Source organism: Vibrio sp. 10N.261.55.A10 (genome assembly GCF_041470825.1).
Lineage (GTDB): Bacteria > Pseudomonadota > Gammaproteobacteria > Enterobacterales > Vibrionaceae > Vibrio > Vibrio crassostreae_C.
The window spans coordinates 25,479-40,113 of sequence record NZ_JBFRNC010000030.1 but is presented as its reverse complement, the minus strand read 5'-3'; the positions used below and the strand labels follow the sequence as shown (position 1 = coordinate 40,113).

General features: G+C 45.5%; 17 protein-coding genes and 1 other RNA gene. 9 read left to right on the top strand and 9 right to left on the bottom strand.

The annotated features are described in order from the left end of the window. Positions 1-45 precede the first annotated feature (45 nt). The 4 genes from AB4274_RS09925 to rpoE are packed head-to-tail and all read right to left on the bottom strand — an operon-like array spanning position 46 to position 2,700. On the bottom strand, positions 46-516 hold the full coding sequence (locus AB4274_RS09925) for a SoxR reducing system RseC family protein (RefSeq protein WP_017059046.1): 471 nt from the start codon (positions 514-516) through the stop codon (positions 46-48). Next, a complete protein-coding gene (rseB, locus tag AB4274_RS09920) occupies positions 513-1,475 on the bottom strand; it encodes a sigma-E factor regulatory protein RseB (protein WP_017059047.1) in 963 nt (320 codons plus the stop codon). The genes AB4274_RS09925 and rseB overlap by 4 nt, the downstream gene beginning before the upstream one ends. Then, positions 1,472-2,095 carry a sigma-E factor negative regulatory protein gene (locus AB4274_RS09915; RefSeq protein WP_017063205.1) on the bottom strand — a complete coding sequence of 208 codons (624 nt, stop codon included), beginning with the start codon at positions 2,093-2,095 and terminating at the stop codon, positions 1,472-1,474. Before AB4274_RS09915 ends, rseB begins: the two co-directional genes overlap by 4 nt. 26 nt (positions 2,096-2,121) lie before the next feature. After that, positions 2,122-2,700, bottom strand: coding sequence for an RNA polymerase sigma factor RpoE (rpoE, locus tag AB4274_RS09910; RefSeq protein ID WP_017068700.1), 579 nt, complete (start codon positions 2,698-2,700; stop codon positions 2,122-2,124). A gap of 389 nt (positions 2,701-3,089) precedes the next feature. Between rpoE and nadB the strand changes: the two genes are divergently transcribed. After that, positions 3,090-4,706, top strand: coding sequence for an L-aspartate oxidase (nadB, locus tag AB4274_RS09905; protein WP_017059049.1), 1,617 nt, complete (start codon positions 3,090-3,092; stop codon positions 4,704-4,706). A gap of 101 nt (positions 4,707-4,807) precedes the next feature. On the opposite strand, the gene AB4274_RS09900 is transcribed toward nadB, so the two are convergent. Together AB4274_RS09900 and AB4274_RS09895 are read right to left on the bottom strand one after the other, a co-directional pair. Next, positions 4,808-5,227: a protein YgfX gene (locus AB4274_RS09900; protein WP_372051302.1), complete on the bottom strand. Its 420-nt coding sequence runs from the start codon at positions 5,225-5,227 to the stop codon at positions 4,808-4,810. Further along, complete coding sequence (locus AB4274_RS09895; RefSeq protein ID WP_004735374.1) at positions 5,175-5,435, bottom strand: succinate dehydrogenase assembly factor 2; 261 nt, start codon at positions 5,433-5,435, stop codon at positions 5,175-5,177. Before AB4274_RS09895 ends, AB4274_RS09900 begins: the two co-directional genes overlap by 53 nt. A 167-nt stretch (positions 5,436-5,602) precedes the next feature. Between AB4274_RS09895 and ygfZ the strand changes: the two genes are divergently transcribed. From ygfZ to AB4274_RS09880, 3 genes are all read left to right on the top strand, one after another. Continuing rightward, positions 5,603-6,574, top strand: coding sequence for a tRNA-modifying protein YgfZ (ygfZ, locus tag AB4274_RS09890; RefSeq protein WP_102398276.1), 972 nt, complete (start codon positions 5,603-5,605; stop codon positions 6,572-6,574). A gap of 4 nt (positions 6,575-6,578) precedes the next feature. Continuing rightward, on the top strand, positions 6,579-7,040 hold the full coding sequence (locus tag AB4274_RS09885) for an aminoacyl-tRNA deacylase (protein ID WP_048605859.1): 462 nt from the start codon (positions 6,579-6,581) through the stop codon (positions 7,038-7,040). 557 nt (positions 7,041-7,597) lie between these two features. Then, positions 7,598-7,804 carry a DUF1107 domain-containing protein gene (locus AB4274_RS09880; RefSeq protein WP_372111922.1) on the top strand — a complete coding sequence of 69 codons (207 nt, stop codon included), beginning with the start codon at positions 7,598-7,600 and terminating at the stop codon, positions 7,802-7,804. Between the two features lie 111 nt (positions 7,805-7,915). Here AB4274_RS09880 and AB4274_RS09875 read toward each other — a convergent pair whose 3' ends face one another. Genes AB4274_RS09875 through AB4274_RS09865 form a run of 3 tightly spaced genes read right to left on the bottom strand, consistent with a single transcriptional unit; the run spans position 7,916 to position 10,929 of the window. Beyond that, positions 7,916-9,139: an FAD-dependent 2-octaprenylphenol hydroxylase gene (locus AB4274_RS09875; protein WP_017063203.1), complete on the bottom strand. Its 1,224-nt coding sequence runs from the start codon at positions 9,137-9,139 to the stop codon at positions 7,916-7,918. Between the two features lie 11 nt (positions 9,140-9,150). Beyond that, positions 9,151-10,329 carry a 2-octaprenyl-6-methoxyphenyl hydroxylase gene (gene ubiH / locus AB4274_RS09870; protein ID WP_017059054.1) on the bottom strand — a complete coding sequence of 393 codons (1,179 nt, stop codon included), beginning with the start codon at positions 10,327-10,329 and terminating at the stop codon, positions 9,151-9,153. 24 nt (positions 10,330-10,353) lie between these two features. Next, positions 10,354-10,929, bottom strand: a complete 576-nt coding sequence (locus tag AB4274_RS09865) for a YecA family protein (protein WP_372111919.1) — start codon at positions 10,927-10,929, stop codon at positions 10,354-10,356. Between the two features lie 308 nt (positions 10,930-11,237). On the opposite strand from AB4274_RS09865, the gene zapA reads away from it, so the two are divergent. The 5 genes from zapA (at position 11,238) to serA (ending at position 14,596) form a co-directional block, all read left to right on the top strand. Beyond that, positions 11,238-11,546: a cell division protein ZapA gene (gene zapA, locus AB4274_RS09860; RefSeq protein ID WP_004735366.1), complete on the top strand. Its 309-nt coding sequence runs from the start codon at positions 11,238-11,240 to the stop codon at positions 11,544-11,546. An 11-nt stretch (positions 11,547-11,557) separates the two neighbouring features. Next, positions 11,558-11,740: non-coding RNA, 6S RNA (gene ssrS, locus AB4274_RS09855), on the top strand. A 6-nt stretch (positions 11,741-11,746) separates the two neighbouring features. After that, positions 11,747-12,346 (top strand): 5-formyltetrahydrofolate cyclo-ligase, encoded by a 600-nt coding sequence (locus tag AB4274_RS09850; protein WP_017059056.1) that lies wholly within the window; start codon positions 11,747-11,749, stop codon positions 12,344-12,346. Positions 12,347-12,448: 102 nt separating this feature from the next. Continuing rightward, positions 12,449-13,105, top strand: a complete 657-nt coding sequence (gene rpiA, locus AB4274_RS09845) for a ribose-5-phosphate isomerase RpiA (RefSeq protein WP_048605825.1) — start codon at positions 12,449-12,451, stop codon at positions 13,103-13,105. A 261-nt stretch (positions 13,106-13,366) separates the two neighbouring features. Beyond that, positions 13,367-14,596 (top strand): phosphoglycerate dehydrogenase, encoded by a 1,230-nt coding sequence (gene serA, locus AB4274_RS09840; RefSeq protein WP_017059058.1) that lies wholly within the window; start codon positions 13,367-13,369, stop codon positions 14,594-14,596. Positions 14,597-14,635 lie beyond the last annotated feature (39 nt).

The following is a 14,635-nucleotide window of genomic DNA, read 5'->3' as shown; positions in this document are numbered from 1 at the left end:
AAGTTGGCAGATTCTACCCAATTTAAGGGCAAGAAGCATCATAAATTAGACGAGAGACTCACCTAGGATTCGAATCAAGACGACTTCTTGCTTGGATTTGTCTTCCATGGGTTTGGCTAACCGCTTCGCTAAGGCAATCCCACCAGCAGTAAACAGTGCTGCACTTAAGATAACAATGCCCTCGCCCCCCTGGAGTAAGGGTTGTAACAAGAGTTGCCCAAAACCAGCACCAATCATCAACATGAAAAGTGGGATGAGATAAACAATCGCCGCCGACTGAAGTAGGCTTTTTTCTGGAAAGCCAATTTCTACGATTTGTCCAGCTTTGACTAAGCTTTTGGTTTTAAGCTGCCAAAACAAAGATTTATTGCCAACAGCCTTGGTCACAATACCCGTACCGCAGTTTTTTTGAGAAGAACAGCTGCTACAACTGGTTTGTTGTTCGCAGCTCAATTGAACAAAGTATTGCTTACCTTTTTGTTCAACCGAGCTAACGGTCGCCAGCGCGGTCATCATTGCGCTTGTACCGATTTATTAAATGTAACTGACTGAGCAATACGTTTTGCAGTTGCCGGCGGAATGTCACCAACCACAGAGATCTCTTTATCGCCAATCACTAAGCTGTGCAAGGTTCTACGCCCTTGACGCACCAGCTGCCCTTTCAATGAATGCTCATCTTTTTCCGCGATATAAACCGAAAAGTTAAACAGTCCATCACTGAAAAGCTGACTTTCAACCATTTTATCGGTCGCAGCCATTTGATAGCGGCTAAGCTCTTTTGATTTAAACCCTTCAGGAATCCACGACGCTTGCCAGTTAGTTTCACTCACTAAGCCTTCCGGTAATGATAAAACTTTCGGCAATTGAGCTTGGCTCAAGCCACCCATAGCCTCAGCAATCTTATCGTTCACCACGTAAGAGATAGTGCGGTACTGTTCAAGCACTTCGCCATCACGATCCAAAAGGTCGGCACGCAAAGGAAGATTCGTTTTTTCGTCTACCCAAACCACGTAAGAGTAGCGAAGGCCATCTTTCGGCACGACACGCAGCACTTGAGTGGTGCTACCTGCTTCACGAGAGCGACCAACTTTCACAAAGTCGTAGTACTGATTCAGAGATTCGATATCTCGATTAATCATCGGAATAACAGGCGCAACCATGCTGCCTGACTGAATCGTAAATGGCTCTGTACCCGGCTCGATGTAGCTAACTTCGTTGCCACGTCGAATGACTTCACGAACAGGGCCGCTTAGATAAACAAGGTGTGCAAGTTGTTGGTCGTCGTTAACCGCATGGCGATAAACAAGAGGCTCAATACTGCTCTTCTTTATCAAAATGTAGGAGAGTTCGTAATTTAGATGCTGACTGGCCTCGTTCATTTGATGCAACAAGGCCTTTGCAGTGGTTTCCTCTGCAAAGGCTGTTGGAGACATCAAGCTGAACAGTGTCAGTGCACTGACCAGGATTTTCTTCATTCAATGTCCGATTCTAGATGTGCATCTTGCATTGGCGATGCATCACTGTTTAATCTTAGCTGCAGCTCATAATCTTCTAACAATGCATGAACGCGTTTGCGCTGCTCTTGCAAGTTAGCTTCAGATGCTGGTTTCTCAACAGAGTCACGCGTTAAACTTACTGGTTCCGCAGAACCGGCAAATGGAATCGTCTGGAGTACAGGCAACTGCTCTGGTGCTGCAGGGTCGCTACCACCATATTGTTGAACACCTAATACAACGGCTAATGAAACACACGCTGCCACGGCAACTTGTCCAAACTGTTGTAACCACGCCGGAAGCTGACGCTTCGCTTGCTGAGGTTTAGGTTGCTCTTCAATTGGAGCAACAGTAGGTTCAACATTCACTTGGTGCAGGTTCGACATTGAACCATGTGCAGGCTCGTTCTCAAGCGCTGCCGCTACACTATTAGCAATGTTCCACTCTGGAGTTTCTGGCGAATCCCCACGCATAACATCACCAATTAAATGGTAACTCTGCCAAGTATCCATGCTTTCTTGATCAGATTCTAGATCTACAATGAGAGCTTTATCGATCGTTTCACCATCCATGAGTGCCGAAAGCTTTTCTTTATCAGCCATTATTTTCACCATAATTATTACAAGTTCTAGCGTTGCAAAAGAGGTTTGATTTTCTTTTCCACCGCTTCACGAGCTCGGAAAATACGCGAACGTACGGTTCCTACAGGGCAATCCATTACTTCTGCAATCTCTTCGTAGCTCAAACCTTCGAGCTCTCGCAACGTCATTGCAGTTTTTAAGTCTTCTGGTAGCGCTTCAATCGCTCCAAAAACAACTTGTTTCAATTCTTTAGACAGCGTTAAGTTCTCAGGGTTCGATATTTCTTTTAACGCGCTGCCTGTTTCGTAATATTCTGCATCTTCTGCATCTACATCGGTTACTGGCGGCCTACGGCTTTGGGCAACGATATGATTTTTAGCGGTGTTCACGGCAATTCGGTATAACCATGTATAGAAGGCACTCTCGCCACGAAAGTTAGGTATCGCGCGGTAAGCTTTAATAAAAGCTTCTTGTGCTACATCAGGTACATCACCGGAATTATTCACGTATCGAGAGATAAGATTACAAACTTTGTTTTGATACTTAACCACTAGTAAGTTAAATGCCTGCTTATCTCCACTCTGAACTCGCTCAATCAACACTTGATCGGTTAGCTGCTCGTTCATTCGAGCGGGTACTCCTATTGTTATAACCCTCACCTTCACAGATATGGGTACTAATTATGCGAAATGTAGTATTGACACCACCGTCTACAAGAGCACTATTGTGACTAAGCCAAATACCGAAAGTTCCAACTTTCTTAAAATTATTTGCCATTATTGTTTCACAATGTGATGTAATAAAAATAGCTATCCCTATCAATTTGGGGAAACTTGAGCAAAAGCAATGGTATTGAGCAATTAAATATTTCTAGATAGCTGTCTATATATTGATTTTGCATAGCGTTTAAGGATGACTCTGGAGAGATTATAACAGTCTTAGCCAAACTCCTAAAACAAGACAAAGTCAATTGAGAGTGGACAACTCGACTATAGCCCGGGATTTAATAAGTTTTATGAACGCAAACCGTGAACATCAGTGTGATGTATTAGTGGTAGGAAGTGGTGCGGCAGGCTTGTCATTAGCCTTACGCGTAGCAGAACATGCAAAAGTAATTGTATTAAGCAAAGGACCACGCAGCGAAGGATCGACGTATTACGCACAAGGTGGTATCGCCGCGGTGTTCGATGAGTCGGACAGTATTGAGTCTCATGTAGAGGATACTCAAATCGCTGGGGCTGGGTTATGCGAAGAAGATACAGTTCAATTCATTGCTGAAAATGCGAAAGAGTGTGTGCAATGGCTGATTGATGGTGGTGTTCCATTTGATAAAGATGAGAACAGCACAGAAGGCCAACCAAAATATCACCTCACTCGTGAGGGTGGCCACAGTCACCGCAGAATTCTGCACGCTGCCGATGCAACTGGCATGGCGATGCAAACCTCACTACAAGATAACGTCAACAACCACCCAAATATCGAGATCTTCGAGCGCCACAATGCGCTGGATTTGATCACGGAAGATAAGATTGGTGGTTCAAAAGACAAGGTGATCGGTGCCTACATTTGGAACCGTAACCAAGAACATGTTGAAACCGTGCGCGCTAAGTTTGTTGTATTAGCAACAGGCGGCGCTTCAAAGGTTTACCAATACACCTCTAACCCAGATGTTTCTTCAGGTGATGGTATTGCTATCGCTTGGCGTGCGGGTTGTCGTGTGGCAAACCTTGAGTTCAACCAGTTCCACCCAACTTGTTTATTCCACCCAGAAGCGCGTAACTTCCTACTAACGGAAGCACTGCGTGGTGAAGGTGCTTACTTGCGTCGTCCAGATGGTTCTCGCTTTATGAAGGACTTCGATGAGCGCGGTGAACTGGCGCCACGTGATGTGGTTGCTCGTGCAATTGACTTCGAAATGAAGCGCTTAGGTGCCGACTGTATGTATGTTGATATCAGCCACAAGCCTGAAGAATTCATCACAGCGCACTTCCCGATGATCCATACTCGCTTGATGGACTTGGGCATCGACATGACCAAAGAGCCGATCCCTATCGTACCAGCCGCTCACTACACGTGTGGTGGTGTCATGGTGAATAAGCAGGGTCAAACCGACCTAACGAACTTGTATGCGATTGGCGAAGTGAGCTACACCGGCTTACACGGTGCAAACCGAATGGCTTCTAACTCACTGCTTGAGTGTGTGGTTTACGCATGGGCAGCAGCAAAAGATATCGTTGAGAACATCGACCAATCTCAACTGTGCGCTGAACTGCCAGCATGGGATGAAAGCCAGGTCACCAACAGTGATGAAGAAGTTATCATTCAACACAACTGGCACGAACTGCGCCTATTCATGTGGGATTACATGGGCATTGTTCGAACGGATAAACGACTAGAGCGAGCATTGCGTCGCATTCAGATGCTGCAACAAGAAACTCATGAGTACTACAGCTACTTCAAGGTTTCGAATAACCTATTAGAACTGCGTAACTTGCTACAAGTGGCAGAGCTAATGGTTCGTTGTGCAATGCAACGTAAAGAGAGCCGCGGCCTCCACTACACGTTGGATTACCCTGAACTTGCAGAAGACAGTGGCCCAACGATTCTGACGCCAGAGAAACGCCAATCATAATAATTGGTTAAACGTGCTTAGCGAATTAGCCGTCAGCGGAAAATGATTAAACGAAAGGGAGCCGAGAGCTCCCTTTTCTTTTGTCTAACGCTTTCTTTTATCTAGCGTGTTCGTTGTAAGTTCGCCAGAAAATGACGATATTCGCGCTCGCAACAGCTGTCCCGCCAAAGCAGTACCGAGTGCCCACATTCAAACTGCAATTTAACGAAGAACTGCGCCCAGATCTTATCAACGGACTTGAGTCGGTAAGTTCGGTCATTGAGTCGAATATCACCATCCTCTCTGTAATCAAAACGCCCATAGACACTATTTAGAATCACATGATTGTTTCTGAACAAGCGGATCATTAAAGCTAAGCAATAAAGGCTGGCGGCAAGTGGAATAGAAGACAGGACGATGAAAAACAAAAGGCACCCAAAAATAGTGCCTTTTGCAAATAATGCGGAATACGAAGGGTTAAGCTGAAGCTTAACGAACCTTGCTGAGGTTGTGTGCGACAATTTTATCAACCATTGATGCATGGCCTAGGTTTTCACTGCGTCCGTGGCCCATTACCCAAGTAAACAAATCTGGATCATCACACTCTAATAGAGAAACAAACTCGCGCTGTTCCTGCTCTTGCAATGAATCAAAACACTCTTCGAAAAATGGCATGATGACTACATCAAGTTCTAACATGCCGCGACGGCAACCCCATTTAATTCGTGCTTTCTGCTCTGCAGTGTACATTGGCTATCCTCACCTATAATTTTTCTTTCTCGGAGTGTAACAAGTCATACGCCCTGCAACTACTATGTGAGTCACAGTCCCTATCTAAGCTCACAAAAAAACCTAGGCTGACAAAGAAACAGAACCGGATTAACATAGAGCCAAATAAAATTCTTAGGAAAGATAAAATGGATTGGAAAAACATATTTCAGCCACTCGCTCATACGCAAAATGAATCGCTTCCAGAACTGATGATGACACACGTATCAGACTGGAGTGCAATTACCATGATAGGCGATGACAAAAAGTCGTACCTACAGGGTCAAGTAACGTGCGATGTCGTCACTCTTCCTAATGATGAATCCACATTAGGCGCGCACTGTGATGCAAAAGGAAAGGTATGGAGTATCTTTCGTTTGTTCCACCACAACGGTGGCTACGCACTCATGCAACCTAAATCAGCGATTGAAGTCGAGCTCGTTGAAATCAAGAAGTACGCGGTGTTCTCTAAGGTCGATATCGAGCAAACGTCTGACGTTGTTATCGGTGTGATGGGTTCGTCAGCTAATCAATACATTGATTCTATTTCAGAAAGCCAAGGTAATGTGCGTGCTATCTCTGGTGGTACAGCGGTTCAAGTTGCAGATAACCGCTGGGCTCTACTTGTGACAGAAGAAGCCGCTGAAGCCTTGGTATCAAACAGCGCTGCGGAGAAAGTATCAGAAACACTTTGGCAATATCATGAAATTCTTGATGCTCAGCCTAACCTATCGAAAGCAGAGCAAAACGAGCACATCCCTCAAGCGCTTAACCTGCAAGCGATTGGCGGTATCAGCTTTTCAAAAGGCTGTTACACAGGTCAAGAAACGGTTGCTCGTGCTAAGTACCGTGGCATGAACAAGCGTGAGATGCGCATTGTGTCGGGCACAACTGCGGACGTGCTGTCGTTAGAAAACCCTATTGAACTGGAACGTAGTGTGGGTGAGAACTGGCGTGGCGCAGGCCGACTATTAAACGTCTATCAATTTGCTGATAACCGAGCGATTGGTTTGATGGTACTGCCAAACAACCTTGATGACGATGTTCAGCTGCGACTGACCGCGCAGCCTGATCAAACATGGAATATCCTGCCACTGCCGTACAGCCTTGACGACGAGTAACCACGTGGAAACGCTGATTACACAATGGCTGGATCAACAGCAGGTGAATTATCGCCTGCTGATGCAAAGCAAGCCAACCACCAGCATTGAAGAAACCGCACAAGAGCGAGGCATCGACGCCTCTCAAATGGTGAAGTGCATCCTGCTCAAGGATATGGGCAACCAGTATGCGTTAGCCTGTACTGCTGGCGATCGCTCTGTCGACCCCAAGAAAGTACGCTCGGTACTGAATTGCCGTCGAATGACCTGTGTGTCGCTCGCTGATGTTGAAGCGATCACCGGTTTTAAAGTGGGTTGTGTTGGTCCGCTCGCTCTCAAGAGACACATGCCGATCATTTTTGATCCTTCCATTCAAAACAACTCGACCGTAACCATTAGCTCCGGCGACCGAATGGCTGGCGTTGCGCTGGATCTCAATGATCTTATGGCGCTATGTGCACCGACCGTCGCGGACATCAGTCGATGATCGTTTAGATCATGCTTCGCAAACTTCATTTTAATATTTCATTGAGTACATTTTTAGTGTGAACCTCGTCATAAGAAGAACACACCATTAATAAATAGTTACTCAAAATAAAAGCATAAGTAGTCACAAAGTTAAATTTGCGTTATTGTAAATTTACTGACTAGCTATTAAGCAAATCAGTGCAAGTGAATCCACTGAGTAACATCAGTATCCACTTTTGTGTAATGCATCTGTGACTATTCGCCCGTTTTAGACGGGCTTTTTTTTGTCCGAAATTTACAATTTGATTACACAAACAAAAAAATCCCGCCTATTCTTATACTTGTAACATTATCACTGCTTAATACTGAACAGAAAAGTTCACGGCAGTTCACTACTCAGTATTATTTTGGGGAGGAGCTCACGTAAAAATAGATATTTACTGAAGAAAGTGCTTAGAACAGCACAAATATCTAATTAACGTCAACGCTACTGCATATAACTCCATGCTTATCACAATTATTATCTCGGAATTTTTCTATAATATGCAGGCTAGGTAAATATAAGGATAATTAAGAATGAGACTGTTTAAGCGCTATACACCGTGTATGATTGCTAAACATGTAAGTCGACTTTTCAAAGGACGAATCTACATTTACGGCGTAGGAAAATTTGAGTTTGATAACGGTAAGCTAGTGCTACCAGACCGAGCAGAAAAACGTCACTTTCAAACAGTGAAAGAAATAAATAGTGAAATCATGAAACTGCGCTGCGCGTACGCATGACCTGATTATCTACAGAATTAAAAACAAAAAGGGTTGGCATTATGCCAACCCTTTTTTCGTACCAATTTTCGTATCAATGATGATTCGATATACCACCAGAACACTATGTCATTATCGATGAGTCACTGGACGCTTAGCTAAGTCAGGAAGATTGCCAGACAAACCCAGTGCGCGCTTCATGATCTCATCTTTCGCACCCGGTAATTGGCCCGCAAGCTTCATACCAATGCCACGAATCAGCTTCTTAGCTGGGTTATCGCCTTCAAACAGATCTTTAAAGCCCTGCATTGAAGCAATCATTTTCGCCGCCTCTGCTTTTCTCCAGCGCTCGTAGCCGCGAAGATTACGCTTGGTGCCAATGTCTTCACCCGCAGACCATAGCTTTAACAGCTCTTGCGCTAGGCTTGCTGCGTCTAATAGGCCAAGGTTCACGCCCTGCCCTGCTAATGGGTGAATGGTATGAGCAGCATCACCAACCAAAGCCACACGCTCTACCGCAAAGTCACGCGCATAACGCATGCGCAGTGGGAAGGCAAAACGGTCACCAACCACTTCACATAAGCCCAGCTTTGCATCGAACTCAGCTGTTAACTGCTTGTTGAATTCAGCATCCGACATTGATACGAGGTTCTCGGCACGATTTGGTTCCGTAGACCAAACAATCGAGCTCATGTTGCTTGGTTGCATTGGTAGGAATGCCAATGGGCCTTGAGGCGTGAAGATTTGACGAGCAACGCTGTGGTGCGGCTCTGTGGTTTTGATGTTCGCGACAATCGCACTGTGTCCGTAATCCCAATGTGTTAATGGGATATCTTGCTGCTTACGAACCCAAGAGTTTGCGCCGTCTGCTCCAACAACTAACTTAGCTGTCAGTGCTTGACCATTGTCCAATGTTAACCAAGCTTCACTTTCACCAATCGCCATCGTTTTACACGTTGCGGGCATATACAGGCTGACGTTGTCTTGTTTCTTAACCTGATCAAGCAGCGCTAATTGAATCACACGGTTTTCAACGATATGACCCAAGTTCGGCTGAGCCAAGCGTGTCGAGTCAAACTCAATACGAGCGAAACTGTCTTGTTCCCACACTTCCATCGCTTGATACGGTGCAGCGCGTCTTTGTTCGATACCTTGCCATGCACCTAGGTTACGAAGAATCACTTCACTAGAACGACTCAACGCGGATACACGCACATCAGGCAGCTCACTCAGCCCTTCACTAGGCGCTCTGCCTTCAATGACAGCGATTCTTAGGTCACTGTCTTTTAGGGCAGCAGCAAGCGCTAGGCCAACCATGCCACCACCAACAATCGCGATATCAACACTTTGCATCATTATTTATTACCTTATCTTTCTACTAGGCCAAGCGTATGACGCAAAAGTGGACCTTTAAGTGGTGGAAGGTTATCTATTACGGCTAACCCAAGATTACGCCCAATGCGAGCGGTCATATAATCGTTTGAGAACAGGTGAACTAGGCTTGAAGTCAACGTGATCGTTGCGTCTCGGTCTTGTTCTCTACGCTTTCTAAAGTTAACAAGACCACGGTAACGACCTACATCATCTAACTGGGTACACAACTCTTCTGCCAAGGAAGCCACATCTCGGATGCCTAGGTTAAAGCCTTGCCCCGCAATTGGGTGAAGCGTTTGAGCAGCATTACCAACAATGGCAAATCGATGAGAGATATTTTGCTGTCGGTGACGAAGAATCAGAGGGTAACTCGCGCGCTTGCCGACCTTCTCTAATCGGCCAAGTCGCCAGCCAAAGTCATTCTGCAATTGCTCAAGAAATTCATTGTCGTTTAGCGTCATCACTTTTTGTGCTTGCTCTGGTGTTAAACACCAAACCAACGATAAACGGTTGTCACTCATCGGTAATAGAGCAACTGGCCCATGATGGGTAAAACGCTCAAATGCGCGACCTTGGTGAGGTTCACTCGCCACAATATTGGCAATCACAGCGACTTGCTCAAAGTCGTGCTCACTCAATGAGATATTGAGCTGTTGGCAACAGGTTGAGATTGCACCGTCAGCAGCAACCAGTAACTTAGTGGTTACTGTTTGCCCACTTGTCAGTTCAATCGTCGTCAACGCTTCTTCACGTTCAACTTTACTAACAGACTCAGGACAAAGCATGGTAATTGCCGCTTCTGATTCAAGTTTCTGCTGATAGATTCGACCCACATCTGCTAACTCGACCACGTAGCCAAGCGCATCTACAGCAAGCTCTTCACTGTAGATGTCTGTCATTCCGGCATGCCCGCGATCCGAAACATGGATATCTTTAATCGGGGTCGCGACCGGAGCGATAGATTGCCATAAGCGCAAAGAATCCAGGATCTGCACCGTGCCATAGGACAAAGCAATCGAACGAGAATCAAACCCAGGGTGAGCTTGATGATCAACCTGATAAGGCTCCACTACCGCAATCGACAGTGAACCTTGGCTTAGGTGATTCAAAGCAAGGGCTAAGGTTGCCCCTGCCATTGCGCCACCAGCAATTACAACATCATACTGAGCCATCATAACCTCAAACCGGCCAACGAATTAATGAATGGTAGGCGCCGCATCTTCAGATGGGCGAGCACCAAATTCAGCATGAATCGTTAGTGCACACGCTTTTACGTGCTCAATAACGTGCTCTAGAAGCTGCGCTTGCTCTTCCAGATCATCTTCTTCGTCAATGCCTAGCTTAGCCATCTCTTCTAGATCAGCTAATGCTTCTTTTGTACTGTCAGACGCTTTGTTCAATTGAGCGCCAACCAAGCCTAGACCAGTAATGAAATGGTTAATCCAATCAGACACACCATCAGCCAAGTCAAATAGGCTTGCGCTTGCGTCTTCGTCAGGCAGCAACATAGACAATTCCATACCCGAACCTGTGATTTCACTGGTCGTTACTTTCAGTGTCGCTTCCGCTAGCGTTAATGCGCGATCTGGCCAATCCATGCCTTCATTGGTGTAATCGAAGATCAGTGGTTGCCAGCTTTTATCTGCAAGGCTTAAGCCTCCGCTTAACATACCCGTTAATAAACCGTGCATCTCAGCAGGGGTTACGGCTAGACTTGCCGATTGAAGTTCAGTCGCAACCGTTAGGTAGTCAGGTAAAGTAGTTTCGCTCATCAGATAGCTCGCTCAGTTATTCTTTATATCGATAGTATAATCGTACCACTTCACCCCAATTCTGGTAAGCATCGATCCCCAGCAATTGAAGGATGACTGACTACCAATTGTTCAATTTGCTGAATTACTGTGTGCTCAAGCTCTCATTTACAAACAGTCACTCTGAAAAGCTTGAATCTTAATAGCGGTTTACCTATAGTTTCTCCCTCAGAGGAGATTGCTTCCTCATCGGTACTTGCACTTTTTCTTTCTCAAAAAATGGCGAAGGGCAACAGCCTTAAAATAGCGCGTTAAAGAGTTCATCCATCATGAGTAATCAAGCGGTAGACGTTGAAATATTAGGAAAACTGACTCGAGTGAATTGTCCACCAGGGCAAGAAGAGTCATTGATTGCAGCGGCGGCCGATCTTGATAATCGATTGAAAGAGATGGCTGAACGTACTAAGGTAACCAATGAAGTGAAGCTGCTGACTATCGCAGCTCTGAATATTTGCTACGAATTACAAACCAAGAAGTTTGAAGCAAATGATGAACAAAACGCACTGACCGAGCGAATGGAACAGCTCACGACATCACTTTCAGATGTCCTCAGTAAAGTTAAGCACGGACAGCAATAGCGTACACAAAATTTACCCTGGAGTGTTTGTCAGAGGATTCACGTCCCCGAGCCGATAAGCAATCCCTAAGGGTTAGTACTTGAGTGCTATTGAGCATGCTCGGTCCGCCGAGAAGCCTACGGTAATCATTGCTGATCCGCCTTGAACTCGCTGGTTCAAGGGCCATCTATTCTCAACGGCACTTTGGGGTATCCCTTCTTATGAAGACGCTCACACGCAGCGAATTTCGCAAACAGATCCGTATCAAACGCAATGCCTTATCTGGCGACCAACAAACTCAATCCGGTATCGACTTAGTTAAGCAGTGCATGCAGCTTGATGAAATTCAGTCTGCTCAGCATATTGCCCTCTATATCTCTATCGATGGCGAACTCGATACTCAGCCTTTAATCGAATGGTTATGGGCGCAAGGTAAGCAAACTTATTTACCAGTATTGCACCCCTTCTCTGCCGGGCACCTGCTGTTTTTACACTACTCGCCAACCACACCGACGGTCTTGAATAAGTACGGTATTGTCGAACCTCAGCTCAATCAAATGCTGGTTAAACCTTGTCAGCAACTCGACCTTATTCTTACGCCCCTTGTCGGCTTTGACTCCCATGGCCATCGTTTAGGTATGGGCGGCGGATATTACGATCGCACCTTGGCAAAGTGGTTCGAGACGGGCGAAGGTGCAGCTCCTATTGGTTTGGCTCATGATTGCCAACATGTTGATACGCTACCGATTGAAGAATGGGACATTCCGTTACCTAAAATCGTGACTCCGAGTAAAACTTGGCAATGGGAAAACAACCATTAAAGCGCTATAATCGCGCCGCAAACGTTAACCTCGATATTTAAACGTTAACTTCAATACGCGAACGATTAATTCAAAGCGCAAGACCTTATTCAGGAGAATGGCATGACTCAAGATGAAATGAAAAAAGCAGCTGGCTGGGCAGCACTTCAATATGTTGAAGAAGGCAGCATTGTAGGTGTAGGTACTGGCTCTACAGTAAATCACTTCATCGACGCACTTGGCACAATGAAAGACAAAATCAAAGGTGCGGTTTCAAGCTCTGTAGCCTCTACTGAAAAACTAGAAGCACTAGAAATCAAAGTATTTGAGTGCAACGACGTATTCAAACTAGACATCTATGTTGATGGCGCAGACGAGATTAACGCTTCACGCGATATGATCAAAGGCGGCGGCGCTGCTTTGACTCGTGAAAAAATCGTAGCGGCTATCTCTGATAAGTTTGTGTGTATTGTTGACGGCACTAAAGCAGTTGATGTGTTGGGTAAATTCCCACTGCCTGTTGAAGTAATCCCAATGGCACGTTCATACGTGGCACGTGAGTTGGTTAAGCTTGGTGGTGACCCAGTTTACCGCGAAGGCTGCACAACCGATAACGGCAACGTGATCCTAGATGTGTACGGCATGGCGATCGAAAACCCGAAACAACTAGAAGATATCATCAATGGTATAGCTGGTGTGGTGACGGTTGGTCTGTTCGCTCACCGTGGTGCTGATGTGGTTATCACCGGCACGCCTGAAGGTGCAAAAATCGAAGAATAAATAATAGAAGATTGAGTTTTTCTGTTACTTCATTACATACGGTGCCCTAGGGCGCCGTTTTTTTTGCTTTATTGCTGTAAAATTATGTCTTATTCCGTAATTTTCTTACCCAAAACATTTTTTTTTTGTTACTTTATTGTTCAGAAGACGCACAGGGAAAACGTTTGTCTCCTAACAAAGTGGTGAATTTGTTCCCCTTTCAGCCATTTTGTAGCACGTGCGCCGCATTTGCCCAACCTTTCCATTTTAAGGACGAGAACAATGGCCAAAGTTTCACTGGAAAAAGAAAAAATTAAAATTCTACTTCTAGAAGGTCTTCACCCTTCTTCTGTAGAAGTACTGCAAGCCGCTGGTTACACAAACATTGAGTACCACAAAGGCTCGCTACCGGAAGATGAACTTCTTGAAGCAGTAAAAGATGCTCATTTCATTGGTATTCGTTCTCGCACTAATATCTCCCAAGAAGTTATTGATGCAGCTGAAAAGCTAGTTGCCGTCGGTTGTTTCTGTATTGGTACTAACCAAGTCAACCTTCAAGCAGCAGCAAAACGCGGTATCCCTGTGTTCAACGCACCGTTCTCAAACACTCGAAGCGTTGCTGAGCTCGTTCTTGGTCAGGTTCTATTGCTACTACGTGGCATTCCAGAAAAGAACGCGCTTGCACACCGTGGCATCTGGAAAAAGAGTGCCGACAACTCTTACGAAGCCCGTGGTAAGCGTTTAGGTATTATTGGCTACGGTCACATCGGTACTCAACTGGGTATTATTGCTGAAAACCTTGGCATGCGTGTTTACTTCTACGACATTGAAAACAAACTGTCTCTGGGTAACGCAACGCAAGTTCATACCATGACGGAATTACTGAACAAGTGTGACGTAATCTCTTTGCATGTACCTGAAACCAACGAAACAAAAGACATGATGGGTAAAGAAGAGTTCGAGCGCATGAAGCCTGGTTCTATCTTTATCAACGCAGCTCGTGGCACGGTAGTCGATATTCCTGCTCTGTGTGGCGCTCTGGAGTCTGGACACCTTGCAGGTGCGGCTATTGATGTTTTTCCAACAGAACCAAAAACCAATGCAGACCCGTTTGAGTCTCCATTAATGCAGTTCGATAACGTGATCCTAACGCCTCACGTGGGTGGTTCAACTCAAGAAGCACAAGAGAATATTGGTGTTGAAGTTGCTGGTAAGCTAGCGAAATACTCTGATAACGGCTCTACGCTATCAAGTGTTAACTTCCCTGAGGTATCACTACCACTGCATACTGGAACGTCTCGTTTATTACACATTCACGAAAACCGCCCAGGCATCCTAACTCAGATCAACACCATCTTCGCTGAGGAAGGGATCAACATCGCGGGTCAATACCTACAGACTGCGGCTGATATGGGTTATGTCGTTATCGATGTAGAAGCCGATCGCTCTGAAGAAGCACTGCTTAAACTGAAAGAGATCGAAGGCACAATCCGTGCTCGTCTTCTTCACTAATCATCGCACTCAAAATGCATAAAAAAGGCTCTCATCATG

Coding starts and splice junctions, on each gene's coding strand:
- AB4274_RS09925 (WP_017059046.1), bottom strand. CDS start 516: ATGATGACCGCGCTGGCGACCGTTAGCTCGGTTGAACAAAAAGGTAAG.
- rseB (WP_017059047.1), bottom strand. CDS start 1,475: ATGAAGAAAATCCTGGTCAGTGCACTGACACTGTTCAGCTTGATGTCT.
- AB4274_RS09915 (WP_017063205.1), bottom strand. CDS start 2,095: ATGGCTGATAAAGAAAAGCTTTCGGCACTCATGGATGGTGAAACGATC.
- rpoE (WP_017068700.1), bottom strand. CDS start 2,700: ATGAACGAGCAGCTAACCGATCAAGTGTTGATTGAGCGAGTTCAGAGT.
- nadB (WP_017059049.1), top strand. CDS start 3,090: ATGAACGCAAACCGTGAACATCAGTGTGATGTATTAGTGGTAGGAAGT.
- AB4274_RS09900 (WP_372051302.1), bottom strand. CDS start 5,227: ATGCATCAATGGTTGATAAAATTGTCGCACACAACCTCAGCAAGGTTC.
- AB4274_RS09895 (WP_004735374.1), bottom strand. CDS start 5,435: ATGTACACTGCAGAGCAGAAAGCACGAATTAAATGGGGTTGCCGTCGC.
- ygfZ (WP_102398276.1), top strand. CDS start 5,603: ATGGATTGGAAAAACATATTTCAGCCACTCGCTCATACGCAAAATGAA.
- AB4274_RS09880 (WP_372111922.1), top strand. CDS start 7,598: ATGAGACTGTTTAAGCGCTATACACCGTGTATGATTGCTAAACATGTA.
- AB4274_RS09875 (WP_017063203.1), bottom strand. CDS start 9,139: ATGATGCAAAGTGTTGATATCGCGATTGTTGGTGGTGGCATGGTTGGC.
- ubiH (WP_017059054.1), bottom strand. CDS start 10,329: ATGGCTCAGTATGATGTTGTAATTGCTGGTGGCGCAATGGCAGGGGCA.
- AB4274_RS09865 (WP_372111919.1), bottom strand. CDS start 10,929: ATGAGCGAAACTACTTTACCTGACTACCTAACGGTTGCGACTGAACTT.
- zapA (WP_004735366.1), top strand. CDS start 11,238: ATGAGTAATCAAGCGGTAGACGTTGAAATATTAGGAAAACTGACTCGA.
- AB4274_RS09850 (WP_017059056.1), top strand. CDS start 11,747: ATGAAGACGCTCACACGCAGCGAATTTCGCAAACAGATCCGTATCAAA.
- rpiA (WP_048605825.1), top strand. CDS start 12,449: ATGACTCAAGATGAAATGAAAAAAGCAGCTGGCTGGGCAGCACTTCAA.
- serA (WP_017059058.1), top strand. CDS start 13,367: ATGGCCAAAGTTTCACTGGAAAAAGAAAAAATTAAAATTCTACTTCTA.